The 24,487-nt window shown below is 70.5% G+C and carries 22 protein-coding genes and 1 tRNA gene; 8 read left to right on the top strand and 15 right to left on the bottom strand.

Annotation, left to right across the window (positions count from 1 at the left end):
- Positions 1-11 precede the first annotated feature (11 nt).
- Positions 12-1,475 carry an ABC transporter permease gene (locus ACIQID_RS13760; protein WP_400286102.1) on the bottom strand — a complete coding sequence of 488 codons (1,464 nt, stop codon included), beginning with the start codon at positions 1,473-1,475 and terminating at the stop codon, positions 12-14.
- A 164-nt stretch (positions 1,476-1,639) separates the two neighbouring features.
- Here ACIQID_RS13760 and ACIQID_RS13765 point away from each other — a divergent pair, with 164 nt between their 5' ends.
- Both ACIQID_RS13765 and ACIQID_RS13770 read left to right on the top strand, forming a co-directional pair.
- Positions 1,640-2,368: a response regulator transcription factor gene (locus tag ACIQID_RS13765; protein ID WP_136051691.1), complete on the top strand. Its 729-nt coding sequence runs from the start codon at positions 1,640-1,642 to the stop codon at positions 2,366-2,368.
- Positions 2,369-2,394: 26 nt separating this feature from the next.
- Entirely contained in the window at positions 2,395-3,885 is a 1,491-nt protein-coding gene (locus ACIQID_RS13770) for a sensor histidine kinase (RefSeq protein WP_400286107.1), read from the top strand.
- A gap of 35 nt (positions 3,886-3,920) precedes the next feature.
- Here the strand turns inward: ACIQID_RS13770 and ACIQID_RS13775 are convergent, their stop codons facing one another.
- From ACIQID_RS13775 to ACIQID_RS13800, 6 genes are all read right to left on the bottom strand, one after another.
- Entirely contained in the window at positions 3,921-5,495 is a 1,575-nt protein-coding gene (locus ACIQID_RS13775) for an FAD-dependent oxidoreductase (protein WP_400286110.1), read from the bottom strand.
- Positions 5,492-6,385: an FAD:protein FMN transferase gene (locus ACIQID_RS13780; RefSeq protein WP_400286113.1), complete on the bottom strand. Its 894-nt coding sequence runs from the start codon at positions 6,383-6,385 to the stop codon at positions 5,492-5,494. Before ACIQID_RS13780 ends, ACIQID_RS13775 begins: the two co-directional genes overlap by 4 nt.
- 15 nt (positions 6,386-6,400) lie before the next feature.
- Positions 6,401-6,877, bottom strand: coding sequence for an FMN-binding protein (locus ACIQID_RS13785; protein ID WP_400286116.1), 477 nt, complete (start codon positions 6,875-6,877; stop codon positions 6,401-6,403).
- A gap of 92 nt (positions 6,878-6,969) precedes the next feature.
- Entirely contained in the window at positions 6,970-8,004 is a 1,035-nt protein-coding gene (locus ACIQID_RS13790; protein WP_312675253.1) for a ribose-phosphate diphosphokinase, read from the bottom strand.
- A 7-nt stretch (positions 8,005-8,011) separates the two neighbouring features.
- Positions 8,012-9,442, bottom strand: a complete 1,431-nt coding sequence (gene glmU, locus ACIQID_RS13795) for a bifunctional UDP-N-acetylglucosamine diphosphorylase/glucosamine-1-phosphate N-acetyltransferase GlmU (RefSeq protein WP_312675254.1) — start codon at positions 9,440-9,442, stop codon at positions 8,012-8,014.
- 1 nt (position 9,443) lies between these two features.
- Positions 9,444-9,515 (bottom strand) — tRNA-Gln (locus ACIQID_RS13800).
- Positions 9,516-9,571: 56 nt separating this feature from the next.
- Between ACIQID_RS13800 and ACIQID_RS13805 the strand changes: the two genes are divergently transcribed.
- Positions 9,572-10,147 (top strand): GNAT family N-acetyltransferase, encoded by a 576-nt coding sequence (locus tag ACIQID_RS13805; protein ID WP_396654662.1) that lies wholly within the window; start codon positions 9,572-9,574, stop codon positions 10,145-10,147.
- Positions 10,144-10,638 (top strand): MarR family winged helix-turn-helix transcriptional regulator, encoded by a 495-nt coding sequence (locus tag ACIQID_RS13810; RefSeq protein ID WP_062636517.1) that lies wholly within the window; start codon positions 10,144-10,146, stop codon positions 10,636-10,638. Before ACIQID_RS13805 ends, ACIQID_RS13810 begins: the two co-directional genes overlap by 4 nt.
- Positions 10,639-10,746: 108 nt before the next feature.
- On the opposite strand, the gene ACIQID_RS13815 is transcribed toward ACIQID_RS13810, so the two are convergent.
- Positions 10,747-11,217: an RrF2 family transcriptional regulator gene (locus tag ACIQID_RS13815; protein ID WP_400286123.1), complete on the bottom strand. Its 471-nt coding sequence runs from the start codon at positions 11,215-11,217 to the stop codon at positions 10,747-10,749.
- 63 nt (positions 11,218-11,280) lie between these two features.
- Between ACIQID_RS13815 and ACIQID_RS13820 the strand changes: the two genes are divergently transcribed.
- Positions 11,281-12,030, top strand: coding sequence for an SDR family oxidoreductase (locus ACIQID_RS13820; RefSeq protein ID WP_400286127.1), 750 nt, complete (start codon positions 11,281-11,283; stop codon positions 12,028-12,030).
- Positions 12,031-12,137: 107 nt separating this feature from the next.
- Complete coding sequence (locus ACIQID_RS13825) at positions 12,138-13,061, top strand: pseudouridine synthase (protein WP_400286130.1); 924 nt, start codon at positions 12,138-12,140, stop codon at positions 13,059-13,061.
- Positions 13,062-13,067: 6 nt separating this feature from the next.
- Here the strand turns inward: ACIQID_RS13825 and ACIQID_RS13830 are convergent, their stop codons facing one another.
- The 6 genes from ACIQID_RS13830 to ACIQID_RS13855 form a co-directional block, all read right to left on the bottom strand.
- Positions 13,068-13,727, bottom strand: a complete 660-nt coding sequence (locus ACIQID_RS13830) for a methionine ABC transporter permease (protein WP_312675263.1) — start codon at positions 13,725-13,727, stop codon at positions 13,068-13,070.
- Positions 13,727-14,770 carry an ATP-binding cassette domain-containing protein gene (locus tag ACIQID_RS13835; protein WP_312675264.1) on the bottom strand — a complete coding sequence of 348 codons (1,044 nt, stop codon included), beginning with the start codon at positions 14,768-14,770 and terminating at the stop codon, positions 13,727-13,729. Before ACIQID_RS13835 ends, ACIQID_RS13830 begins: the two co-directional genes overlap by 1 nt.
- Before the next feature lie 98 nt (positions 14,771-14,868).
- Positions 14,869-15,774 (bottom strand): MetQ/NlpA family ABC transporter substrate-binding protein, encoded by a 906-nt coding sequence (locus ACIQID_RS13840; RefSeq protein ID WP_400286135.1) that lies wholly within the window; start codon positions 15,772-15,774, stop codon positions 14,869-14,871.
- A 99-nt stretch (positions 15,775-15,873) separates the two neighbouring features.
- Positions 15,874-17,658 carry a Na+/H+ antiporter gene (locus ACIQID_RS13845; RefSeq protein ID WP_331201884.1) on the bottom strand — a complete coding sequence of 595 codons (1,785 nt, stop codon included), beginning with the start codon at positions 17,656-17,658 and terminating at the stop codon, positions 15,874-15,876.
- A gap of 39 nt (positions 17,659-17,697) precedes the next feature.
- Positions 17,698-19,548: an ABC-F family ATP-binding cassette domain-containing protein gene (locus tag ACIQID_RS13850; RefSeq protein ID WP_312675267.1), complete on the bottom strand. Its 1,851-nt coding sequence runs from the start codon at positions 19,546-19,548 to the stop codon at positions 17,698-17,700.
- A 42-nt stretch (positions 19,549-19,590) separates the two neighbouring features.
- Positions 19,591-20,367 (bottom strand): alpha/beta fold hydrolase, encoded by a 777-nt coding sequence (locus ACIQID_RS13855; protein WP_312675268.1) that lies wholly within the window; start codon positions 20,365-20,367, stop codon positions 19,591-19,593.
- A 90-nt stretch (positions 20,368-20,457) separates the two neighbouring features.
- Between ACIQID_RS13855 and ACIQID_RS13860 the strand changes: the two genes are divergently transcribed.
- On the top strand, positions 20,458-21,897 hold the full coding sequence (locus ACIQID_RS13860; RefSeq protein WP_400286142.1) for a DUF222 domain-containing protein: 1,440 nt from the start codon (positions 20,458-20,460) through the stop codon (positions 21,895-21,897).
- Positions 21,898-22,002: 105 nt separating this feature from the next.
- On the top strand, positions 22,003-23,211 hold the full coding sequence (locus ACIQID_RS13865; RefSeq protein WP_400286145.1) for a Cmx/CmrA family chloramphenicol efflux MFS transporter: 1,209 nt from the start codon (positions 22,003-22,005) through the stop codon (positions 23,209-23,211).
- Between the two features lie 114 nt (positions 23,212-23,325).
- On the opposite strand, the gene ACIQID_RS13870 is transcribed toward ACIQID_RS13865, so the two are convergent.
- A complete protein-coding gene (locus ACIQID_RS13870; protein ID WP_136051678.1) occupies positions 23,326-24,444 on the bottom strand; it encodes a sugar-binding protein in 1,119 nt (372 codons plus the stop codon).
- Positions 24,445-24,487 lie beyond the last annotated feature (43 nt).

The raw sequence follows: 24,487 nt of genomic DNA on the forward strand, positions 1-24,487 counted from the left end.
CGCGACGTCGCTCATGCGACGGACCGCAGGCCCTCGGCCGGGCTCAGTCGCGCCGCCCGCCAGCCTCCGAAGGCGCCGGCGACGAGTCCGCCCAGCACCGCGAGACCCACGGCGGCGACGAGCACCCAGGGGGTCAGCGGTGCCTGCAGCACGATGTCGGCGGTCTCCGCGCCCGGGGCCATGCCGCCGGGGCCGCCGAAGCCTCCTCCTCCGTCCGGGCCTCCGCCGACGGCCGTGGATCCTGCGGCCACGGTCGGCTGCACGACGGTGATGATCAGGATCCCGGCGAGGCCGAGCACGAGACCTGCTGCTCCTCCGAGGAGTCCCTGCACCATCGACTCCCCGGCGACCTGGCGCACGACGCGGCCGTTCGACCACCCCATCGCCTTGAGCGTGCCGAACTCGCGGGTGCGGCGGCCGACGCCGGAGAGGGTGAGGAGCACCGAGAGCAGCACGGCGACGGCGAGGACGATGATCGACAGCCAGGTGCCGAGGTTGGTGACGAGCGCCGTCGCGTTCGAGAGCGAGCCGGACACGGTCGCGGCGAGCTCGGACTGCGAGGAGACGGTGGCGTCGGGAAGCTCCTCCGCCAGGGCCGTCTGCAGCTCGTCGATGGACGACGCCGAATCCGCCTGCACGTACACCGTGGAGATCACGTCCTCGACCCCGGCCAGCTCCTGTGCGGTGTCGAGCGGGAGATAGACGTCCGCCGCGGTATCCGCGGCATCGGACGCCGACGTGAGGAGGCCGACGACCTCGACGTCAGAGCCTGCGACGTCCAGGGTGTCGCCGACCGCGATGTCCTCCGTCGCCGCGTACGTGCTGTCCACCAGAGCGACGAGGTCTCCGCTGTCGTCGGCGTCCAGCCCACGCCCCTCGCCGATCTCGGCGGAGGCCAGCGGGCCGACCTCCGTCGCGGACGGGTCGATGCCGAGGACGGTGAACGAGTCGATGCCGAACGCACCGCCCCCGCCGCCCCCGCCGCCCTGCGGAGGCGCCTGGCCCTCCGCGGGCGCCTCGCCGCCCTCTGCGCCGTCCTGCCCGCCGAAGCCGCCGCTCGGCAGCTCGCCGGAGAAGGTCGAGTTCGTCAGACTCAGCGCTCCGGTCGCGGCCGCGACGCCGTCGGTGCCGGCCACCGTGTCCAGCACCGAGGCGTCGAGCGTCGTCCGGCCGAAGTCCGTGCGCAGGGTCGACTGCTCCAGGGTCGTGGTCTCGCCGTCGCTCTCCCCCGCGTCCTCGTCGAACTCGAACCGCGGTCCCGTCCCGTCGCCCGGTTCCGCGGCGGCGCCGGTGACGGTGAGATCCGTCCCCACTCCGTAGACCGCTGCCAGCGACTGGGTCTGGGCGTCGCGCACACCGGTCGTCAGGGCATTCACCACGATCACCAGTCCGATCGCGATCGCGAGCCCGATGGCCACGATCGCCGTCTGCTTCTTGCGGCCCGCGAGTTCGCGCCGCAGATATCGTCCGTACATGTCTCTCCTCCCGCCGCGACGATCGCGGCGCGGAACCGACGCTAGGGACGACCGTTATGCGGATTCGAGGGACGGATGATGAGGGTTCTATGAGGCGGACATCTCCCAGAGAACCCATAGCCCGTTCCATAGAAATCACATAGGAAGTTCCGCAGAATAGAGGCATGACCAGCGATCTGCCCGAACTGCGCCGCCCCGACGGCTCCCCTCTGCGCATCCTCGCCGTGGACGACGAGCAGATGCTCACCGATCTGCTCGCCATGGCCCTGCGCATGGAGGGCTGGGAGGTGCGCACCGCGTCCTCCGGCCTCGAGGCGCTCCAGGTCGCGAAGGAGTTCGAGCCGGACGCCCTCGTGCTCGACATCATGATGCCCGACCTCGACGGGATGGCCGTGCTCAAGCGGCTCCGCGAAGCGGGCAACCTCGTCCCCGTCCTCTTCCTGACGGCGAAGGACGCCGTGGGCGACCGCGTCGCCGGGCTCACGGCCGGGGGCGACGACTATGTGACCAAGCCGTTCAGCCTGGAGGAGGTGATCGCCCGGCTCCGCGCGATCATCCGGCGCACCGGACACGCCAGCGCCGACGACGGGCAGTCGATCCTCCGGGTCGCCGATCTCACGCTCAACGAGGACAGCCACGAGGTCGTCCGGGACGGCGTGGAGATCGAGCTGACCGCGACCGAGTTCGAGCTGCTGCGGTACCTCATGCGCAACGAGCGCCGGGTGCTGTCCAAGGCGCAGATCCTGGACCGCGTCTGGAGCTACGACTTCGGCGGCAAGTCCTCGGTCGTGGAGCTCTACATCTCCTACCTCCGGAAGAAGATCGACGCCGGCCGCACGCCCCTCCTGCACACCGTGCGCGGCGTCGGCTACATGATCAAGGCCCCGCAGTGAGCGGAGCGACGGTGACGCGACGGCCCATGAGCCTGCAGACGCGGCTGATGACCGCGGTGATCGGGTTCGTGTCGCTGATCCTCGTCATCGTCGCCGTCATCACCAGCGCCACCCTCGGCAGCACGCTCGAGCGCCAGCTCGACGACGAGGTGAAGGGCTACGCGGTCACCATCCGGGACCAGTGGGTGTCGCGCTCCAACCCCTCGGAGGCGACAGCGGAGAACATCCTGTACGGCCGCGACGTCAAGGTGCCCGGCCTGCTGTTCTCCGTGGCCAGCCCGGTGGTGGGGCCGACGGGTCTCGTCTTCGACGACAACCGCGGCGACCTCACCAGTTCGTCCCAGACACTCACGCCCGAGCAGTTGCAGAGGCTGTACGGAACGGTCGCACTCGGGACCCCTGCGACCGTCTCCTTCGACGGGCTCGGCTCGTATCGGATCCTCGCGACGACCGCGAGTAACGGCGTCGTCGTCGTCACCGGACTCCCGCGCGACGGAATCCAGAATCAGCTCACGCAGCTCCTCACCGTGATCCTGCTCGCGACGGCGGGCGGCCTGATCCTCCTCGCCCTGACCACGGCGGTCACGATCCGCGTCGGGCTGCGGCCGCTGCGGGCGGTCGCGGCGACGGCGACGAGGGTCGCCAATCAGCAGCTCGACCGCGGCGAGGTCAGCATCACCGAGCGCGTGCCGGCGAGCGAGGCCGATCCGCGGACGGAGACCGGGCTCGTCGGCGCCGCACTCAACAAGCTCCTCGACCACGTGGACACGTCCCTCTCGGCGCGGCAGAAGAACGAGGAGCAGATGCGCCGGTTCGTCGCCGACGCGAGCCATGAGCTGCGTACGCCCCTGGCCTCGATCCGCGGCTACTCGGAGCTCTCGTTGCGGGCGCTGCGTCAGGCACCGGAGGCGACGAAGGAAGACGCGGTCATCGAGGGCACGACCTCCTCGCTGGAGCGTATCCAGGCGCAGTCGCTGCGGATGACGCGGCTCGTCGAGGACCTGCTGCTCCTGGCCCGTCTCGACGAGGGCCGTGAGCTCGTGTACGGCACGGTCGACCTCGCCCAGCTCGCCCTCGAGGGCCTCTCCGACGCGCGGCCGACCGCGGCCGACCATCACTGGAACATCGAGGTGCCGGACGAGCCGGTCACCGTCGTGGGCGATGCGGGGCGGCTGCATCAGGTGGTCGCGAACCTGCTGGCCAATGCCCGGACCCACACCCCCGCGGGGACCACGGTGACGTTGAGCGTGGCGCGGGAGGGCGATGAGGCCGTGCTGCGCGTGCACGACGACGGCCCGGGGATCGATCCCGCCCTCCGCGACGAGCTCTTCGCCCGATTCGCCCGCGGGGACAGCTCCCGCGCTCGTCAGACCGGAGGGACCGGGCTCGGTCTCGCGATCGTCAAGGCCATCGTGGAGGGCCATCGCGGCCGGATCTCGGTCGAGAGCGAGCCCGGCGACACGACGTTCACCGTCCGGCTCCCGTTGACCCCTCCCGGCGAGACCCCCGACGCCTGAGCCGAGCCCCGAGGCAGAGGGAAGAAGGGTCCGGGTCAGTAGCCGGCGAAGGCGTCGGTGGTGAGGGAACGGGCCTTCTGCAGCGCGGGCGCGAGGTCGGCGATGAGCCGCGGCGGGCCGGAGATGAAGGCGTGCCGCGTCGAGAGGTCCGCCACCGCGCGCTCCAGGGTCTCCGCGTCCAGACGCGCCCCCTGCGCCCAGGTCCAGTGCGCGGGGAGGTCGTCCGGCTCGTCACGGGTGAACACGACCGTGCGCACACCCGTCGCGGCGAGCTCGTCCCGGAAGGCGAGCTCGTCCGCCGCAGCGGCCACGTAGACGAGGACGATGTCCCGTCGCTGCCCCGTCGCCTGGAGCTGCCGGAGCTGCGACACGAACGGGGTCACGCCGATGCCGGCCGCCACCATGAGCACGGGGTGCTCGCCACGCGGCAGGATGAAATCGCCCCAGGTGCCCGTCACCGCGAAGGTCGCACCGGGCTGGGCGGCCGCGAGAGCCCGCTTGTAGCTCGACGGGTGCTGCTGGTCGCCGTTCTTGTACGCGATGCGAAGGATCGGCAGGTCGGCCGGAGCGGACACGATGCTGAACTCGCGGCGCGTGCCCCGCGCGTCAGGGCGCCGATGCGGGACATCGAGCTCGAGGTACTGCCCGGGGAGGAACCGCACGCGGCCCTGGGCCCGGAACGTGAGCTCCTGCGCGGTCGGCGTCACGAAGGCACGGCGCTCCAGGACCAGACGCACGGACCCGCGGAGGGCGAACGCGAAGGCCACGAGGTTGCCGATGAGCAGGGCGCGCTCCTGACCGAGCGTGAAGAGGCCGGCGACGGCGATCGGCCACCCCGCGAGCACGCCGACCACGGCGGCGACGACGAGCTGCTGCCGGCGACGCGGCGGGAGCGTCAGCGGCTCCGACAGCATGAACGCCCCGAGGAAGAGGAACGGCGACTGGAGCACCGCGAACGAGAGAGCCGCCAGGGGGTCGAAGGAGGTGTCGAACTGCGCGAACTGCACCGCCTGCCGCACGATCGAGGTGCCCACGGCGACGACGAGGAAGAGGAGGACGACGCCGACCTTCTCCGTGCGCCACAGCACGGCGAGCCCGAGGAGGACGACGGGGATCACGAGAACCGGGGTGCCGACCCACCACGACGAAAAGGTGCCGAGCCCGCTGAACGCATCGAACGCCCCCAGGATCGTCACGACCGCGGCACCGAACGCCGCCGGGTTGAAGATGTGGCGTCCTCGCCAGGCGATGAGGTACTTGGACACACTCGCCACGGCACCGGCGATCGCGAGGCCGAGCAACGCCGACGGCTCGATGCCGGGACGCAGCACGAACAGCAGGATGAGGGCGGTGACGAGCGAGGACTCCACGCGCCAGGGCAGGCGGAGGAGGCGCTGGGCGACCGCGTCCACGGCGGAGATCACGACGGCGAGCACCAGGAAGGACGCCACCAGCTCCACCGGCGTCGGAGAGACGATCACCCCGAGCAGGGAGAGCACGAGGGCGATGAGCGCGAGTGCCGTCAGCGCGAACAGCACGAGGCGGTACATCGAGAGCGCCCCGAGGACGGCGAGGACGCGCTGGCGGGCGGCGGCGAAAGCGGTGGTCATGGTGTCCTGTCTCCCCCGGTCCCGGCGGCAGCGGCGGGTGCCGCCGTGAAGAGCTCGGCGCGGCACCCGGGTGAGCGCTGCACGCGTCCGTCGGTGGTCATGCGCACCCATTCGACGCCCCAGCGGGTGGCCAGCTCCGGGCCGCCGTCGAAGAACAGGGCGGTGGCCACGGCGTCGGCGGTCATCGCCTCCGGCGCGAGAGCCCACGTCGCGGCCCAGGTACGGACGGGGCGTCCCGTCCGCGCGTCGAGCACGTGATGAAGACCGTCTCCCCACGCCCGTCGGTTGATGGCCGAGGCGCACAGCGCGCCGTCGGTGACCTCGACCACGCCGATCGCCTTCCGTGCGTCGAACGGGTGCTCGAGCGCGATGCGGACGCCGGCGCCGCGGACGCGGATATCCCCACCGGCATCCACGACCACGTCGCCGGGGGTGTCCGCCAGCACCGCCGTCACCCGGTCGACGAGGCGTCCCTTGCCGAGGGCGCCGACATCGAGCAGGGCGGGCGCAGGGGCGTCGATCACCCCGGCGGACCATCTGAGCCGCGAGGTCCAGGAGGCGGGAGCGGGGCGGGGATCGCCGGCCTGCAACGAGTAGGTGGCGTCGTACCCGAGGGCGACCAGGCTGTCGGCGACCAGCGGATTCACCGCACCGGCCGTGGCCGCGTCGAGATCGCGATAGGCGTCGAGCATCGGCCCCGCGTCCGGCGAGGGCAGGCGACCGCCGGAGCGTCCGAGACGAGTCACGTCGGAGTCGTCTCGGAACCGCGACCAGGTGCGATCGAACCGCTCGATCTCGGCCGTCACGGCCGCGCGGACGTCAGCGGTGAGCGGGGCGCCGGTCTCGATCTCCCACCCGGTGCCGATCGCCTCGAATCGCCACTGCCCCATGAGGACGCCTCGCGCCTAGGCGGCGGCCTGCTCCTTGATGGAGGCCACGGCGTCGTTGAAGCCGCCGCTCGTGAGCGAGGATCCGGCGACGCGGCTGACGTTCAGCTCGTCGATCGACTTCCCCACGACCTCGTCGGCGATCCCGTCGATGAACTCGCCCTGGTACCGCTCGGTCTCCGGGGCCTTGGGGTCGCCGGTCACCTCGACCTCCGTCACGACGCCGTCGGCGAGGGTGAGCGTGACGGTGATCTCCTCCACCGTCTCGGGGGTCTGGTACGAGCCGTCGGCGGTGTAGGTGCCGTCGGTGTAGGTGCCGGAGGCGTCACCACCGGTCGACGAGGACGACGAGCTCGACCCCGCGGTCTCGTCGGCGCCGTTCGAGGTGTCGGCGGCGTCGCCGGTCGACGAGCACCCGGCGAGGACGAAGAGGCCTGCGACCCCGAGGAGGGCGGTGCCCGTGCGGACAGAGGTCGGAACGGTCGTGCGGATCATGGGGTCCTCCGTGGTCGTCGTCGGTCGACTCTTCCGTCGATGACTCGACCGTAAGCACCCCGGCTATGCACGGGCTGTGCCGTCCCGATGAGTTACGCGTCTCCGCCGAACATGCTCGTGACGGAGCCGTCCTCGAAGACCTCGTGGATCGCCCGGGCCAGCAGCGGCGCGATGGGCAGCACCGTGAGGTTCTCCCAGCGACGCGATGCGGACAGCGGGATCGTGTCCGTGACGACAACCTCGTCGATCGCCGCGTCCTGCAGCCGCTCGGACGCCGGGTCGCTGAAGATCGCGTGGGTCGCGGCGACGATCACGCGGTGCGCGCCGTTCGCCTTCAGCGCCTGCGCGGCCTTGACGATCGTGCCGCCGGTGTCGATCATGTCGTCGACGAGGAGGCAGGTGCGTCCCTCGACGGCGCCCACGATCTCGTGCACGGAGACCTGGTTGGCGACCTTCGGGTCGCGGCGCTTGTGGATGATCGCGAGCGGGGCTCCGAGGCTGTCCGACCAGGTGTCGGCCACACGCACGCGGCCCATGTCCGGGGACACGACCGTGAGGATCTCCCGGTCTTCCGGGGTGAGCGTGCGCTCGAAGTGGTCCAGGAGCACCGGCTTGGCGAACAGGTGGTCGACGGGGCCGTCGAAGAAGCCCTGGATCTGGGCGGCGTGCAGGTCGACGCTCATGACGCGGTCCGCGCCGGCCGTCTTCAGCAGATCGGCGACGAGGCGGGCGCTGATGGGCTCGCGGCCGCGGCCCTTCTTGTCCTGACGCGAATACGGATAGTACGGCGCGACGACGGTGATGCGCTTGGCCGAGGCGCGCTTGGCGGCGTCGATCATGATGAGCGTCTCCATGAGCCACTCGTTGACCGGCTCGCCGAAGGTCTGCACGAGGAAGAGGTCGCAGCCGCGGATCGAGACCTCGAAGCGCGCGTAGATCTCGCCGGAGGCGAAGGTGCGGTGCTCGACCGGAGCGATCTCGGTGCCGAGTGAGGCGGCGACGGCCGCCGTCAGCTCGGGATGCGATCGACCACCCGCGATGACCAGACGCTTCTTCGTCTTGGCGACGAGGCCGGGGGCCACGCCGTTGTCGCGATCCAGGTCGACCGTCTTCTTCTTCCGGGCCATGCTCCGCCTATTCCGCCGAATTCTCCCGGGCCGCGGCATCCGCCGCGCCCGTCCCTGCTCTGTTCTTCTCGACCCACCCCTCGATGTTGCGCTGGGGGGCCACGCTCATGGCCAGAGCACCGGCCGGGACGTCCTTGCGGACGACGGCGCCGGCGCCGGTCTTCGCACCAGGACCAAGCCTAACGGGCGCGACCAGCACCGTGTGCGAGCCGGTGTGCACCTCGTCGCCGATCTCCGTACGGTGCTTGTGCACGTCGTCGTAGTTGGCGGTGATCGTGCTCGCGCCGAGGTTCACGCCGCGGCCGATCGTCGCATCGCCCACGTACGACAGGTGCGGCACCTTGCTGCCCTCGCCGATCTCGGCGTTCTTCGTCTCGACGTAGGCGCCGATCTTGCCCTTCGGGCCGAGCACGGTGCCGGCGCGGAGGTAGGAGAACGGACCCACGGTCGCCTCGGCGCCGATCACGGCCAGGGTCGCGTCGGTGCGCCGGACGACCGCGTCCTCCCCGACCTCGCAGTCGACGAGGGTGGTGTCCGGACCGATCGTCGCGCCGGCGGCGATCGTCGTCGCGCGCAGGATCTGGGTGTTCGGGAGCACCGTGACGTCGGGGGCGAGCGTGGCGTCGTCGTCGATCCAGGTGGTCGCCGGGTCGACGATCGTGACGCCCTCGAGCTGCCAGCGGCGAACGATGCGGGCGTTCAGACGACGCCCGACCTCGGCGAGCTGGGCGCGGTCGTTGACCCCGAACGTGACCTCGACGTCCGACACGATCGACGCCGCGACCCGGTCGCCGTCCCGGCGCACGAGGCCGGGCACGTCCGTGAGATACATCTCGCCCTGCGCGTTGTCCACGCCGATCCGGGGCAGGTAGGTGCGCAGCGTGGCGGCGCGGAACACGTACATGCCGGCGTTGATCTCGCTGACCGCCGCCTCCTCCGCCGTCGCGTCCTTCTGCTCGACGATGCGGTCGACCGTGCCGTCGGCGTCGCGGATGACCCGGCCGTACCCGGTGGGGTCGTCGACGAGAGCGGTCATGAGGGTCGCGGGGGCTCCGGAGGCGCGGTGCTCGTCGAGGAACGTCGAGAGCGTCTCGGCATCGGCCAGCGGGCAGTCGCCGGAGAGCACGAGCACGTCGCCGTCGAAGTCCGCGGGCAGCGCATCGATCGCGACCTGGACGGCGCGGCCCGTGCCCGGCACGTCGTCCTGGTCGACGAAGACGGCATCCGGGTAGTCGTCGCGCAGCGCGGAGACGACCTGATCGCGCTCGTGGCGCACGACCACCTCGATGTGCGTCGGCTGCAGACGGGTGGCCGTCGTGAGCACGTGTCCGACCAGAGGCCGCCCGCTGATCCGGTGCAGCACCTTCGGCAGGCGCGACTTCATGCGAGTGCCCTGCCCTGCGGCGAGGACGACGATGGCGAGGTTGTTCCCAGTCATGCTCCGCCGCCAGGACTCGAACCTAGACCTCACAGCTCCAAAGGCTGTCGTGCTGCCATTACACCACGGCGGACCGCGCTGCCCGGGGGCACCGCGGGATAAGTCTGCCACGTCCTCGCCCGTCTTCCTGTGCGTGAGGCGCACGCCGGGCGGGCTCGTCATCCCCGCGAAACACGGCTCTGCGATGCTGGGACGATGAGCCTCGTGATCGACCGTGTCACCGTCGCCACCCCTGAGATCGCGGCCTTCATCGCCGCACACCACGCGGAGATGGACGGCACCGCTCCGCCGGAGAGCCAGCATGCGCTTCCGCTCGACCGGCTGCTGACTCCTCGCGTCCGGTTTTTCACGGGACGGGTCGACGGACGGATCGCCGCGACGGGCGCCCTCGCCGTCGTCGAGGACGGACACGAGGAGCTGAAGTCGATGCGCACCGATCCCGCCTTCCGCGGGCGCGGCTTCGCACGCACGATGCTGGGACACCTCCTGGACGACGCCGGCGCGCGGGGCATCGGACGCGTCTCGCTGGAGACCGGACGGGACCCGTTCTTCGCTCCGGCCCGGGCCCTGTACACCGCCGCCGGCTTCCGGGAGGGTCCGCCGTTCGGCTCCTACCTCCCCGACCCGCACAGCGCGTTCCTCACGATGCTGCTCCCCGCGTCCTCCGCGGCCACGACGCCCTCGCGCGCGATAATGAACGGATGAGCGAGGCGGATGAGGTCGATCGGATCGTCGGCGCGTGGAACACGCAGCGACCCGACCTCGACTTCTCCCCCCTGGAGGTGCTGTCCCGCATGGACCGCCTCTCCCGACACCTCGACCGCGCGCGCCGCGAGGTGTTCCGTCGGAGCGACCTCGAACCGTGGGAGTGGGACGTGCTGTCGGCGCTGCGTCGGGCGGGCTCCCCGTTCCAGCTCTCCCCCAAACAGCTCCTGCAGCAGACCCTCGTGTCGAGCGGCACCATGACCAACCGCATCGACCGTCTCGTCGGCCGTCGCTTCGTGCGCCGCGAAGCCGACCCGGCCGACGGCCGCAGCGTGCTCGTGACCCTGACCGACGACGGCCGCGTCCGGGTGGACGCCGCGATCACCCGGCTCGTCGACGCCGAGGCCGACCTGCTGCGTGCCCTCTCCCGCGCCGACCGCGACCGACTGGCCGCCCTCCTGCGAAAACTGAGCCTCAGCTTCGACGCCTGACCCGGACCCGGTCCGGTCCGGGTCGGTTCGTCCGACCCGTCCGGCCGCTTCTGCGTGCACGATCCGACGCCCTCGTGCAACCGGGCACGGATCGTGCAGTCGGGCGGGTCAGGGACCGAGCAGGAGGCGCCGGTTCTTGGCCGGGACGGTGTCCGGGAGCGTGGCGACGACCTCGGCGATCGACACCGCCTCCAGCGTCGCCCGCCAGGCCTCGTGGGCACGGCGCATCACGACGGCGAGTCCGCACGGCGCGGTGCAGTCCTCCGGGCGGGCGGCGCCTCTCCCCTGCTGACGGAGCTCGCGGCAGACGTACGGGTCGGCGGCGCCGTCGACCGCGGTGACGAGATCGAGGACGCTGATGTTCCCGGGGTCTCTGGCCAGGCGGAAGCCGCCTCGCGGCCCCGTGCTCCCGGTGAGGATTCCGGCGCGGACGAGCTTCGCGAGCTGCTTCGAGAGGTACGGCCCCGGCACGCCGAAGTGCTCGGCGAGCTGCGCGCCGGACACCGTCGACCCCGCAGGGAGCTGAGCGATCACCGCGACGGTGTGCAGCACCCATTCGGAGGTCTCGGGGAGTTTCACTTGCCCATCGTATCGGGACCGCCCTATTGTGGACACACAATATCCATGATTGAAGGAGCAGGCATGCGCATCGCGGTCGCAGGAGGAACGGGACGGATCGGGCGACTGGTCGTCGAAGAGGCTCGGCGTCGGGGGCACGACACGCTCTCGCTCAGCCGCGGCGAAGGCGTCGATCTGACCGCGGGGGCCGGCCTCGCCACTCTGCTGCGCGGGGTGGATACGGTCGTCGACGCGACGAATCCGCCGGTATCCGACGTCGCCGAGGCCGAGCGGGTGTTCACCACGCTCAGCCGCACGCTGCTCGCCGCCGAGGACGAAGCCGGGGTCGGCCACCACGTGGCCCTCTCGATTGCGGCACTCGATCGCGTGCGCGGCAATCCGCACTATGCGGGCAAGCGCGCCCAGGAGCGAGAGGTCACGCGCGGGGCGGTGCCGTTCACCATCGTGCGGGCGACGCAGTTCCACGACTTCCCCGCGATGATCGCCGAGTGGAGCATCGAGGACGGCGAAGGCATCGTGCCCCCTCTGCTGCTGCAGCCCATCGCGCCCGCGGACGTGGCCGTCGCCCTCGTCGATGCCGCGGAGTCGCCGGCGCTCGGCGGCTCGTTCGACGTCGCCGGACCCCGCACGGAGGACGCCGTCGACATGGCGCGCCGCACTCTCGCCGCGTGGGGTCGCGACCTTCCGCTGCGCGCCGCCTGGAAGGGTGCTGCACTCGGCGTCGAGTTCGCGGGCGAGGTGCTGCTCCCCGCAGGCGACGCACGGACGGCGTCCACGACGTTCGACGACTGGCTCGCCACCGAGGCCCGCTGACCCCGGAGCCGGGTCCGGGGTCTCGGGGCCCCAGGGAGGCCGGGCCGGTCGCCTAGGCTGGAAGCACCCGGTCGCAGCCCCGCGACCCCTGCTCCGAAGGCCGAGACATGGGCATGCCCTCCCCGCTTCCCGTGCGCGACGGGGTCGGCGCGACCCGGCTGCACGTGCCGATGACAGGTGCATGGCCCACCGTCGCCGCCTACATGGTCGAGCGGTTCTTCCACCTGGATCCGGAGCGGCTGCTCGTGCGTTTCGACCGCGGGGAGATCGTCGCGCGCGACGGCCGGCCGCTCTCCCGGGACACGCCTCTCGGCGCGGAGGAGTTCGTCTGGTACTACCGGGAGCCTCCGGTCGAGAAGGAGATCCCGTTCGCCGAGGAGATCCTGCACCAGGACGAGCACCTGGTGGTCGTGGACAAGCCGCACTTCCTCCCCACCACGCCGGGCGGCAAGTACCTGCAGAACTCCGCCCTCGTCCGTCTGCGCAACCGCCTGGGCAACCCGGATCTCACGCCCATCCACCGCCTCGACCGGGCCACGGCGGGGCTGCTGATGTTCTCCGCCCGCCCTGCCACCCGCGGCGCCTACCAACTGCTGTTCGAGGACCGCCGCGTGCAGAAGGTCTACGAGGCCGTCTCCGCGCGCCCGGCGGACTGGGATCCGTCGCGATTCCCGCTCGTCTACCGCAACCGCATCGAGAAGCTCCGCGGTCAGGTGTGCGTGCAGGTGGCCGAGGACGGCGAGCCGAACTCCGAGACGCTCATCGAGGTCATCGCCGCCGACGATCGCGTCGTGCACACGCTCCTCCGTCCGCACAGCGGGAAGATGCACCAGCTCCGCGTGCACCTCGCCGCGCTCGGCCTCGGCATCCTGCACGACGGCTTCTACCCCGTGCTGCAGCCGGAGCGTCCGGACGACTTCACCCGCCCGCTCCAGCTCCTCGCACGCGAGCTCCGGTTCACCGATCCGCTGAGCGGGCAGGAGCGCACCTTCACCACGCGCCGGAGCCTGCAGGAGGCCCCGGCACGCTGATCGGCCTCAGCGGCGCATGACCTTCCGCGCGAGCCGGGTGCCGAGCGTCTGAGCCACGTGCACGAACACGACGATGAGCAGCACGGCGGCCCACATCACGACCGGCTCGAACTGACGTCGGCCGTACGTCAACGCGAAGTTCCCGAGACCGCCCGCGCCGATGTAACCGGCCATTGCCGTCATGTCGATGAGCGCCACGATCACGAACGTGTATCCCAGGATCAGGGGTCCGAGCGCCTCGGGGATCACGACCGTGAAGAGGGTTCGCCACGGTCCGGCTCCCATCGCACGTGCGGCTTCGATCACTCCCGGCGAGACACCGACCAGATGCTGCTCGACGATCCGGCCGATGGCGAACATCGACGCCACCACCAGGGCGACGATGGCAGCGTTCGTTCCGATGCCGCTCCCCACGATGAACCGCGAGAACGGGATCAGGACGGTGATGAGGATCACGAAGGGGATGGGGCGGAAGAAGTTGATGAAGAGGTTCAGAACGGCGGAGATAGCCCGGTTCTGCAGCATGCCGCCCGGCCGCGTGAGGTACAGCCCGACTCCGATCAGGCCTCCCAGCAGACCACCGAGCACCAGTGTCAGCGACACCATGTAAAGCGTCTCGACGGCAGCCGTCCAGAACTCAGGGCCCAACTCGATCAGACGATCCATCAGCGCACCTCCTCGCGGTCGATGTCCGTCACTTCGATGCGCTCCGAGATCCGTGCAAGCGTCGCATCGATGCGAGCGTCGTCCCCGCGGATCGCGAGAGTCAAGTGGCCAAAGGCCCTGCCGCGGATGTCATTGATACCGCCGAAGACCAGCTCGAACTCCAATCCGGCCTCCGCCAGCTCCAGGAAGACCTGCGCTTGGGACGGACCGCCGTCGCGGAAGGAGAACGTCACGAGTCGTCCCTGATGCCGGTCACGCAGGACAGCACGCTCGGACGGGGAGGGAATGCCCTTGACGACCGTACCGACGAATCGCTGCGACGCGGCATGCTGCGGGTTGGAGAAGACCTCGAACACATCTCCCTGCTCGATCACCCGCCCACGGTCCATGACGGCGACCCTGGTCGCGAGCGTCTGGATGACGTCCATCTCGTGGGTGATGACGACGATCGTGACGCCCTGCTCCTCATTCACGCGCTTGAGCAGGGAGAGGACTTCATGTGTGGTCTCCGGGTCCAGCGCGCTGGTCGCTTCGTCGGCGAGGAGGATCGCCGGCCTGGTCGCGAGTGCCCGCGCGATCCCGACGCGCTGCTTCTGGCCTCCCGACAGGTGCTCGGGGTACGAGCGTGCCTTGTCGCTCAGCCCGACGAAAGACAGCATCTCGGTCACGCGCGCGTCGATGTCTGCCTTCGACCACCCCGCAAGCTTCAGCGGATACGCGATGTTCGCCCGCACGCTTTTCGAGGAGAAGAGGTTGAACTGCTGGAAGATCATGCCGATCCCGCTCCGCACCCGCCGGAGCTCACGCTCGCTGAGTGCCGTGATCTCGACACCGTTGACGGCGATGCGGCCGGCGGAGGCGGGCTCCAACGCGTTGATGAGTCGAACCAGGGTGGACTTCCCCGCACCCGAATAGCCGATGATTCCGAAGACATCTCCCTGCTCGATCTGCAGAGACACATCGTCGACAGCGGTGATCTGCGTGCCGGATGCGGACGGCGAGGGGTAGCTCTTCGACACGTGCTCGAGGGAGACGATCGGCATGGGTTCTCCGGTCTTGAGGGAGGAAAGGGCGGGGTCGGCCTGAAGACGACGAATCGGGCGACGCATCCGCGTCGCCCGATTCTCTCAGGTGAACCTGATCAACCGTTCGCGGCGACGTCCTTCTGGACGTCCTTCAGCAGCGAGGCGAGCTCATCTGCCGGCGTCTGCAGAGTGACGCCGGTTCCTCCGGACGACTTCGCCAGCCCCTCCTGCACAGCTTCGTCGGTCTGGAAGATCTCGACGAGCTTGAGGTAGGTCTCGTTGTCGACGTCCTCAGCGCGAGACGCGAAGATGTTCACGTACTGGAGCGCGCTGGGGTCCTCCGGGTCGTCGGTGAAGAGTGCATCGTCGAACGAGAGACCGGCGTCCTCGACGAAGTCGTTGTTGATGATGGCGGCAGCGACGTCGGGCAGAGCCTCCGGAGTAAGGGCGGCCTCCAGCGCGGTGACCTTGACCGTCGACTTGCTCTCGTCCACGTCTGCGAGATCGGAGAAGGCCGTGCCTCCGTCCTTCAGCTCGACGAGGCCAGCGGCTTGAAGCACGAGAAGCGCGCGGGCCTGGTTGGAGGCGTCGTCGGGAACCGCGACGGTCTCGCCCTCAGGAATGTCCTCGACCGAGTCGTACTTCGTCGAGTAGAGACCCAGCGGGTAGATCTGCGTCGAACCGATCGCCGCGAGGTCATCCCCCGAGGCCTCGTTGTACTGCGCCAAGTACACGATGTGCTGGAACTGGTTGAGGTCGATCTCCCCCTCGCTCAGTGCCGGGTTGGGCAGCTCGTACGAGCCGAAGTCGACGAGTTCGACGGTGATGCCGGCGTCGGCCGCCGCGTCCACGAAAGCGGGCCACTGCGGGTCGCTCTCGCCGACGACACCGATCTTGACGGTCTTGTCCTCGGAGCCGCCGTCGCCGGAGCCCACGTCGGACGAGGTGGCGCACCCGGCGAGGGCAACGAACAGCGGGACCACGGCGAGCGCGGCGAGGGCGGAGGTGGTGCGGCGGGACATGATGAGGGTTCCTTCCTGGCGGGACTCGACAACGTTAGGCAGGAGGGCGCGCTGTCGCGGAATCGGGATGTCACACGGCGTCACAGCCGCGCGGGCCGGTCAGTCGAACTCTTCGATTCCCTGCAGACGCACCTGCTCCAGGTCGAGACGGGCGGAGATCCGGCGGACCACCATGTCGTCCACGGTGCCGGCGCCGCGGAGCCCGAGCAGCACCTCGCGCTTGCGGTCGAGCAGCGCGAGCTTGAGCCGGGTGTGCTCCTCGTGCCGCACGAGCGGTGAGCGCTGGGCGAGGTCGACGTCGGCGGAGGTCGCGATCATCTGCAGCGTCGTGCCGTCCGTCGTCTCGGGGTCGGGGGCGGTCCCTGCCGACACCGCGACGTCCCCCGCGTCTGCGTCCTCGTCCTCGCGACGGGGCGCCTCTCCCCCGGTGCCGTAGGGATCGGGCTCGCCGAGCATCTCGTCCAGCGCGTCGGCCTCGGCGTCGATGAGCGCCTGCTCCCGCGCGAGCGTCCGGGCGTTCGCGAACTCCAGCGCCTGGTACCCCTCGGCACGTACCCGGTCGCGCACCTCCTGGCCGATGCCGTGCTCCGCGGCGAGGTCGTCGAGCGCGGCCAGGGCCGCACCCGAGATCGCCCGCTCGGCGAGCTCGTACTCCTCGTCCTCGGCATGGTCGACCGGGAATCGCGCCCAGCGCACGAGCGCGGGGAGGAGAGGCGCCTGCACGAGGAGGCTGAGCAGGATCACCCCGGCGGTCACGAAGACGATCTCGTCACGCCCGCCCACCATGCTCCCTGCGGAGACACCGGTCGGCACCGACAGCGCGATCGCCAGCGACACCGCGCCGCGCATGCCGGCGACCGTGGACACGAGTCGAGCGCGGGAGCGGGCGCCGCGCGGCGGGCGTTCGGCCGGGCGGCGCTGGAACAGCACGTTGAGGAGCTGGAACACGTACCGCACGGCGAAGAGCGTCGCCCACACGGCGAGCGTCACGAGCACCAGGCGGCCGATGGCGGCGGCGGAGATCTCGTGCGCGACGAACTGCACCTCGAGGCCGATGAGCACGAACAGCGCCCCGTTCAACAGGAAGACGCCGAACGGCCAGGCCGCGTCGGCCTGTCGGCGCGAGGCCGCCGTCGTCACGCGCGGCGACACCCAGGCGACGATGAGTCCGGCCACGACCACGGCGAGCACCCCCGACGCGTGCACGAGCTCGGCGAGCAGGAACGCGGAGAACGGCACGAGCAGCAGCGTGACGTTGATGACGATGGTGGAGGAGATGCGGCGCAGCAGCAGCGTGGCCAGGGCCGCGACCACGATCCCCGCGGCGATCCCGCCCACGTAGGACACCAGAACGTCCCAGGTGACCGAGAGCGGCGTGACCTGACCGCCCAGCGCGAGGGACACCGCGATGGCGTAGAGCACGAGCGCGGTGCCGTCGTTGGTCAGGCTCTCGGCCTTGAGCTTCATGAACATCCGGCGCGGCAGCAGCCGGCCGAGGGCGGCGACGGCCGTGGCGTCGGGCGGTGCGACCGCGGCCCCGAGGATGAGCGCGATCTCCCAGGGCATGCCGAACAGCACGCCGATGCCGGCCACCGCGAACGCGGAGGCGACGACGAGGAGGGTGCTCATCGGCACGATGTAGCGGAAGTCGCGGCGGATCGACCGCAGCGATGTCGTCAGGCTCTCCCAGAACAGCATCACCGGCAGGAACAGCAGCAGCACGGTCTCCGGCGGCAGCTGGACCTCGCGCAGCGGCGGGATGAATCCCAGCGCCAGACCGAGGATGACGAGGACGAGGGGCAGCGCGAGACGCACGCGCGGGGCGATCAGGGTTCCGACGAGGATCGTGAGTCCGAGCAGGACGGTTACTTCGAGGCCTTCCATCGCTACTCCCAACAGTCGTGGGAGAAGGATATTCCTCCGTCAGCCGATCTGCTCCGTGAGTTCGAACCAGCGCAGCTCCAACTCCTCGATCTCGGCCTCCTGCGCCGTGATCGCCTTCATCCGCTCGCCGAGGCCGGCATAGTCGGACTGGTCGTGGTCGGCGAGGGCGTGCTTCGCCGCGTCGACCTGCTGCGTGAGCTTCTGGATGCGACGCTCGAGGGCGGCGGCTTCCTTCTGCGCCGCCCGGAGAGCCGCGCCATCGAGACCGCTCGCTGCGGGGGCCGATGCCGCCGTCGAGGTCGTCGAGGCGCTCTCGACGCGCTGCCGCAGACGCAGGTACTCGTCGACGCCGCCCGGGAGATGACGCAGGCGCCCCGCGCCGTCCGGACCGGGAAGGATCGCGTACTGCTGATCCGTCACCCGCTCCAGGAAGTACCGGTCGTGGCTCACGACGAGGAGGGTGCCCGACCAGGAGTCGAGGAGGTCCTCGATCGCGGCGAGCATGTCGGTGTCCATGTCGTTCGTGGGCTCGTCGAGGATGAGCACGTTCGGCTGGTCGAGCAGCACGAGCAGCAGCTGCAACCGGCGCTGCTGACCGCCGGAGAGATCCTTCACCGGAGTGGAGAGCTGGGCGGACGAGAACCCGAGCCGCTCCAGGAGCTGTCCGGGCGTGAGGTCCTGCGCCTTCGACCCGGCACCGAGCGTGTAGGACGTGCGCAGGCCGGAGATGACCACGCGCACGGGGTCGTTCCAGTGCGGGAGGAGTTCGTCGAGGCGCTGCGTGAGCGTACGGACCTGCACGGTCTTCCCGCGCTTGATCCGCCCCTCGGTGGGCTCGACCGTGCCGGAGATGAGCCCCAGGAGCGTGGACTTCCCGGCACCGTTCACGCCGAGGATGCCCGTGCGCTCGCCCGGGGCGATCCGCCACTCCACGTCCTTGAGCACGGTCTTCCCGCCGGCCCCCGAGCCTGTCGAAGTCTGGGTCCCTGAGCTTGTCGAAGGGTACGTCACCCCCACATCGAGCAGGTCGACGACGTCCTTGCCCAGCCGCGAGACGGCGAGCGACTGCAGCGAGACCTTGTCGCGGATCTCGGGCACGTCGGCGATGAGCTCGTTGGCCGCATCGATGCGGAACTTGGGCTTGCTGGTGCGGGCCGGGGCACCGCGGCGCAGCCAGGCGAGCTCCTTGCGGGCCAGGTTCTGCCGCTTCGCCTCGGTCGCCGCCGCCATGCGGTCGCGCTCGACCCGCTGCAGGATGTACGCCGCATAGCCGCCCTCGAAGGGCTCCACGATGCGGTCGTGCACCTCCCACGTCTCGGTGCAGATCTCGTCGAGGAACCACCGGTCATGGGTCACGACGAGGAGGGCACCGGCGTTCGCGGGCCAGCGCTTCTTGAGGTGCCCGGCGAGCCAGGTGATCGCCTCGACGTCGAGGTGGTTGGTCGGCTCGTCGAGAGCGATGACGTCCCAGTCCCCGGTGAGCAGTTTCGCGAGCGACACGCGGCGGCGCTGTCCGCCGGAGAGGGAGCCGATCTGCGCGTCCCACGGAAGATCGGTCAGCAGCCCCTCGATCACGTCGCGGACGCGGGCGTCTCCGGCCCATTCGTGCTCGGCCATGTCGCCGACGACGGCGGCCCCGATCGTGATGTCGTCGGGGAGGGTGTCGGCCTGGTCCAGCACGCCGATGCGGGTGCCACCGCGGACGGTCACCCGGCCGGAGTCCGGTTCCTTCCGGCCGGCGAGCATCGCCAGGAGACTCGACTTGCCGTCGCCGTTGCGGCCGACGATGCCGATGCGGTCGCCCTCCTCGATGCCGAGGGTCACGGCGTCGAAGACGACGCGGGTCGGGTATTCGAGGTGCAGGGCTTCGGCCCCGAGAAGATGTGCCATGTCCTCTCCAGGGTAGTCGCGCCGCGTCGGGCGGTCGCCCGATCAGACCAGCGACGGGGCGAAGAGCTCGGGCAACGCGGCGGTGAAGACCTCGAAGTGGCTGTACCAGACGGTGTGGGCGGCTCCGGGGATGCTGCGCACGGTCACGCCGCCGTGCTCGAACCGTCGCGCGTCCTCGTCGGTGACCCAGGCGCTGGGTTCCGCGCGGACGACGATGGAGCCGGGGGCGGCGGTCCAATGGCCGTCCTCCCCGCAGGAGACGGAGGCCGCGGTCGGCGGATCGAAGCGCTCGGCCGCGCGCGCCTCGACCGTGGCGTCGTCGACGGAGTAGAAGGGCCGGAGCTTGCGGAGCTCGGCGGGCGACATGCGCGCGCGGCGGTCGTGCTCGTACTGCGACACGAGGGCGGCACGATCATGGCCACCCTGGAGGGCGAGCGGCGCGTCGACGTAGACCGCGAGGCCCGGGTCGAGGCGGGGCGCGGCGGCGGCGAGCACGGTGGCGCCGAAGGAGTGCCCGACGGCGACGGCGGGCGGGGCCGCGGCCCTGTCCCCCGCGGCGGACCCTGCCCCCGGAGGGAGAGCCGTCTGCGCGAGCGTGGCGACGACGGCGTCGGCCGCCGTCTCGATCGTGAGCTCCGGATCGCGCGGCGAGAGGCCGTGGCCGGGCAGATCGAGCGCGAGCACGCGGAAGCCGCGTTCCACGAGCAGCGGGACCACGCGGTGCCAGCTCTCGGCGGACCCCATCATGCCGTGCAGCAGCACGGCGACGCGGTCGCCCTCCCCGGCTTCGATGACGTTCAGGAGCACGGAGCCAGTCAACCACGGTCGTTATCCTTTCGTGATACGACTTTCGGCCAGATTCCTTCGAATCTTCGTTCGAATGTCGGTGGTCGGTGATGGACTGACGTCATGCCCGCACTGCTCGACGCGACCGACTCCCAGATGGCGATTCTCGCCGATCTGGTGGAGGGGCTGGAAGCGGCGGAGAAGACGCTGAGCAGCATGCAGGCGGCCCGCGACGGACTGCTCGCGATGGCGGGGCGACTTGCGGTCGACATCGCTCGGCAGGCGCGTCATCCGGACGGCGCAGACATGGCGATCCGCACCGTCGCCGCGGAGATCGGGGCCGCGCAGCGCGTCAGCGACCGCACCATCGAGCGGCGGATGTCCGATGCGTCCTGGCTGGTCGAACGGTTCCCCGCCGTCTGGGAGGCCCAGGGCGCCGGGCGCGTCAGCGCCGCACACGCACGCGTGATCGTGGAGGCGGGGGCTCACCTCGACGACGCCGACGATCGTTCGCGTTTCGCGGCGGAGGCGATCGAGGTGGCCGCTGCGGAATCTCCGAACCGGATACGCCGACTCGTGCGCCGACTGGCCGACCGGTTCCAGGAGCGGACGCTCGTCGAGCGACATCGTGACGCCAGGGAGCTGCGCCGCGTCTGGGTGACCGATCTCGAGGACGGCATGGCCGAACTCGGCGCCCGCGGGCCTGCGGCCCTCGTGCACGGGATGTACGACCGGCTCTCCCAGATGGCGCATGCCGTGCGGGAGGAGAACGCGCGGGCACGGCGTCCGGAGGCGGCGGAGAGCATCCTCGACGAGAGGACGGTCGATCAGCTGCGCGCGGACCTGCTCGCCGATCTCGTCCTGACCGGCGCACCGGCGGGCCATGACTCGGAAGAGGGGCTGCTCTCCGAGCTTCGTGCGCGCGTCGAGGTCACCGTGCCGGTGCTGACGCTGATGCACGGCGAGCGGATGCGCGGCGAGCAGGAAGGGACGATGGACGGCGCTCCGATCCTCGCCGCCGAGCTCGACGGGATGATCCCGATCGATCCGGCCACGGCCCGGCGACTGGCCGGTGCCGCGAGCGGATGGGATCGGGTGCTCACTCACCCGATCAGCGGGGCACTGCTGGCCGTCGACCGGTATCGCCCGAGCGAAGACCTCCGCCGACACCTGCGGGCCCGCGATCAACGCTGCCGCTTCCCCGGCTGCGGCCTCGCGCCGCGGAAGTGCGACCTCGATCACAATCACGATGCGGCGCTCGGCGGCGAGACCGCGCACGACAACCTCGCGACCTTCTGCCGACGACATCACATGCTCAAACACCACTCCCCGTGGCACGTCGAGCAGGGGCCGGGCGGCGTTCTGGAGTGGACGAGCCCCACCGGCCGGACCTACATCGACCGACCGCCGCCTCCGCACACTGTGACCTTCGCCGAAGAACCCCCGTGGTCTCCCGCAGGCACGACGTTCACGCAGGCACACCGGTCAGCCGTAGGGTGGAGGGCATGTCGAGCCCCGAATCAGACAGGTCGGGGGCTGCCGGTCACACCGTCAGCCCCGTGAACCGCTGATCCCTCCGTCCGCCCTTTCGGCGGGCGCGCGCCGGTGACCCGGGCGCTGACCGTGGTGACGAGAAGCTCCCCCTTCCCTCTCACCTCGGAGCACTCGATGCCTCTCCCCCTCTATGCCCTTGCCCTGGCAGTCTTCGTCATGGGCACTTCCGAGTTCATGCTCGCGGGACTCCTCCCCGCGCTCGCGGACGACCTCGACGTCCCGGTCGGCACGGCCGGGCTTCTCACCTCGGGCTTCGCCGTCGGCATGGTCGTGGGCGCCCCCGCCCTGGCCGCCTTCGCGCGCGGCTGGCCCCCGCGTCGCACGCTCATCGCCCGCCTCACGCTCTTCGCCGTATGCCACGTCGTCGGCGCGGCTGCTTCCGCATTCGAACTCCTGCTCGTCACGCGCGTGCTCAGCGCCCTCGCGAACGCCGGTTTCCTCGCCGTCGCACTCCGCACGGTCGCTCTCCTCGTCCCCGGTGAACGCACCGGCCGCGCTCTCGCGGTGCTGCTCTCCGGCACGACGATCGCCACCGTGGTCGGCGTTCCGGCGGGGGCAGTGCTCGGCGCCGCGCTGAGCTGGCGCGCCCCCTTCGCCGCCGTCGCACTCCTCTGTCTCCCTGCACTGCTCGGAATCCTCCGCGGCGTGCCGACGACGATCCGGGGCACGGCGCACGGCCGACCCCGGTCGGCGCCAGGGACAGCGCCGGCTCCGACACCGCTCCCCGGGCCCGCGCCGTCTCTGCGTGCGGAGCTCGCGCTCCTGGTGACACCGCGTCTCGCCGTCGCGATGAGCCTGGCAGCGCTGGTGAACGCGGGGACCTTCGCGGTCTTCACGTTCCTCGCGCCGGTCGTCACCGAGGTCGCGGGCCTGGTGGATGCTGCGGTCCCCGTCGCGCTCGTCCTGTTCGGCATCGGCTCGTTCCTCGGCGTGACCATCGCGGGTCAGCTCGCCGACCACCACGCCGGGATGCTGCTCGCGGTCGCCGGGCCCCTTCTCCTGGGCGGCTGGATCCTGTGGGCGGCGGTCGCCTCCCATCCCGTCGCCCTACTGACCCTCGTCTTGGTGCAGGGCGTGCTGTCCTTCGCGGTCGGCAGCACGCTGATCGCCCGCGTGCTGAACGCCGCGTCCGCTGCCCCGACCATGGGAGGGTCCTACGCGACCGCGGCCCTGAACATCGGCGCCGTGATCGGGCCGGCGTCGGGAGCGTGGATCCTCGCGAGCGGAGCGGGTCCGCTCTCCCCCGTCGCTCTCGCGGCCGCCCTGACGATGGCGGCGCTCCTCCTCGCCCTGGCGACGCGGCGATGGCGGCCCGTCGGCTGAAGGCAGGACGGTGACGCGCCGCAACGGCGACGAGCCGCCCGGACCCGAAGGTCCGGACGGCTCGTCGTGGCGTTGTCCGTCGTTCGCGCGGAACGGGGACGGTCCCACTCGTCCTTACTCGTACGACTTCACGATCTCGAGGAGGCTCGGGACGTTGGCGTAGGCCTCGGCCGCGTTCTCCTTGGTCACGATGACCGGCGGGAGGAGGTAGGCCGGGACGACCTTCTTGCCGTTGTCGTACTGGTCGGTGTCGTTGACGTCGACCTCGTCGCCCTTCTGGAGCTGACCGACCATCTTGATGGCCTGCTCCACGAGCAGCGCGGTGTCCTTGTTGATCGTGGAGTACTGGACGCCCTCCATGATCGACTTCACCGACTCGACCTCGGAGTCCTGTCCGGTGACCACCGGGACGGGCTTGCCGGCCTGCTGCGCCGAGGTGATGATGGCGCGGGCGAGGGTGTCGTTCGGGGACAGGACGCCGTCGAGCGTCTCCGAGCCGTAGCTCGACGTGAGGATCGAGTCCATGCGACGCTGCGCGTTCTCCGGCTTCCAGCCCTCGGTCGCCGTCTGGGAGATCTCGGTCTGTCCGGAGACGACGTTCAGCGTGCCGTCGTCGATCTTCGGCTGCAGCACCTCCATCGCCCCGTTGAAGAACACCGCCGAGTTGGCGTCGTCCGGCGAGCCCGAGAACAGCTCGATGTTGTACGGCGCCTCGTGACCGGCGCGCTCGGCGAGGCCGTCGAGCAGCGCCTGGCCCTGGAGCTTGCCGACCTCGAAGTTGTCGAAGGCGACGTAGTAGTCCACGGCGTCGGTGTTCTCGATGAGACGGTCGTACGCGATGACCGCGACACCGGCGTCGCGCGCGGCCTCCACCTGGGTGGTGAGCTGCTTGCCGTCCTTGGCGCCGATGATGATGACCTTGGCGCCACCGGTGACCATCGCCTGGATCTGGTTCTGCTGCTCGGCGACCGTGTTGCTGGCGGGCGCGTACTGCACGTCCGCCTTGAAGCCGGCCTCTTCGAGACCGTCGGTGAACAGCTGACCGGCCAGGACCCAGTTCTCCGAGGTCTTGTCGGGCAGAGCGACACCGATCGTGGAGCCGGCGTCGAAGCCCGAGGCGGCCTCATCGCCCGACCCCGAACCCGAGTCACCGCCGCGCTCCGAGGAGCAGCCGGTGAGGGCGAATGCGCCCGCGACGACAAGCGCTGTCGCCGACAGAAGGATCTTCTTCATGTGATCTCTTTCTCTGGTGTGTGCAGGTCCCGTCGCGCCTGCG

It is taken from the genome of Microbacterium sp. NPDC091676 (assembly GCF_044756645.1).
Lineage (GTDB): Bacteria > Actinomycetota > Actinomycetes > Actinomycetales > Microbacteriaceae > Microbacterium > Microbacterium paraoxydans_D.

What these genes read in the sequence shown, in the direction of transcription:
- ACIQID_RS13760 (WP_400286102.1), bottom strand. Translation starts at nt 1,475, where the DNA reads ATGTACGGACGATATCTGCGGCGCGAACTCGCGGGCCGCAAGAAGCAG.
- ACIQID_RS13765 (WP_136051691.1), top strand. Translation starts at nt 1,640, where the DNA reads ATGACCAGCGATCTGCCCGAACTGCGCCGCCCCGACGGCTCCCCTCTG.
- ACIQID_RS13770 (WP_400286107.1), top strand. Translation starts at nt 2,395, where the DNA reads ATGAGCCTGCAGACGCGGCTGATGACCGCGGTGATCGGGTTCGTGTCG.
- ACIQID_RS13775 (WP_400286110.1), bottom strand. Translation starts at nt 5,495, where the DNA reads ATGACCACCGCTTTCGCCGCCGCCCGCCAGCGCGTCCTCGCCGTCCTC.
- ACIQID_RS13780 (WP_400286113.1), bottom strand. Translation starts at nt 6,385, where the DNA reads ATGGGGCAGTGGCGATTCGAGGCGATCGGCACCGGGTGGGAGATCGAG.
- ACIQID_RS13785 (WP_400286116.1), bottom strand. Translation starts at nt 6,877, where the DNA reads ATGATCCGCACGACCGTTCCGACCTCTGTCCGCACGGGCACCGCCCTC.
- ACIQID_RS13790 (WP_312675253.1), bottom strand. Translation starts at nt 8,004, where the DNA reads ATGGCCCGGAAGAAGAAGACGGTCGACCTGGATCGCGACAACGGCGTG.
- glmU (WP_312675254.1), bottom strand. Translation starts at nt 9,442, where the DNA reads ATGACTGGGAACAACCTCGCCATCGTCGTCCTCGCCGCAGGGCAGGGC.
- ACIQID_RS13810 (WP_062636517.1), top strand. Translation starts at nt 10,144, where the DNA reads ATGAGCGAGGCGGATGAGGTCGATCGGATCGTCGGCGCGTGGAACACG.
- ACIQID_RS13820 (WP_400286127.1), top strand. Translation starts at nt 11,281, where the DNA reads ATGCGCATCGCGGTCGCAGGAGGAACGGGACGGATCGGGCGACTGGTC.
- ACIQID_RS13825 (WP_400286130.1), top strand. Translation starts at nt 12,138, where the DNA reads ATGGGCATGCCCTCCCCGCTTCCCGTGCGCGACGGGGTCGGCGCGACC.
- ACIQID_RS13830 (WP_312675263.1), bottom strand. Translation starts at nt 13,727, where the DNA reads ATGGATCGTCTGATCGAGTTGGGCCCTGAGTTCTGGACGGCTGCCGTC.
- ACIQID_RS13835 (WP_312675264.1), bottom strand. Translation starts at nt 14,770, where the DNA reads ATGCCGATCGTCTCCCTCGAGCACGTGTCGAAGAGCTACCCCTCGCCG.
- ACIQID_RS13840 (WP_400286135.1), bottom strand. Translation starts at nt 15,774, where the DNA reads ATGTCCCGCCGCACCACCTCCGCCCTCGCCGCGCTCGCCGTGGTCCCG.
- ACIQID_RS13845 (WP_331201884.1), bottom strand. Translation starts at nt 17,658, where the DNA reads ATGGAAGGCCTCGAAGTAACCGTCCTGCTCGGACTCACGATCCTCGTC.
- ACIQID_RS13850 (WP_312675267.1), bottom strand. Translation starts at nt 19,548, where the DNA reads ATGGCACATCTTCTCGGGGCCGAAGCCCTGCACCTCGAATACCCGACC.
- ACIQID_RS13860 (WP_400286142.1), top strand. Translation starts at nt 20,458, where the DNA reads ATGCCCGCACTGCTCGACGCGACCGACTCCCAGATGGCGATTCTCGCC.
- ACIQID_RS13865 (WP_400286145.1), top strand. Translation starts at nt 22,003, where the DNA reads ATGCCTCTCCCCCTCTATGCCCTTGCCCTGGCAGTCTTCGTCATGGGC.
- ACIQID_RS13870 (WP_136051678.1), bottom strand. Translation starts at nt 24,444, where the DNA reads ATGAAGAAGATCCTTCTGTCGGCGACAGCGCTTGTCGTCGCGGGCGCA.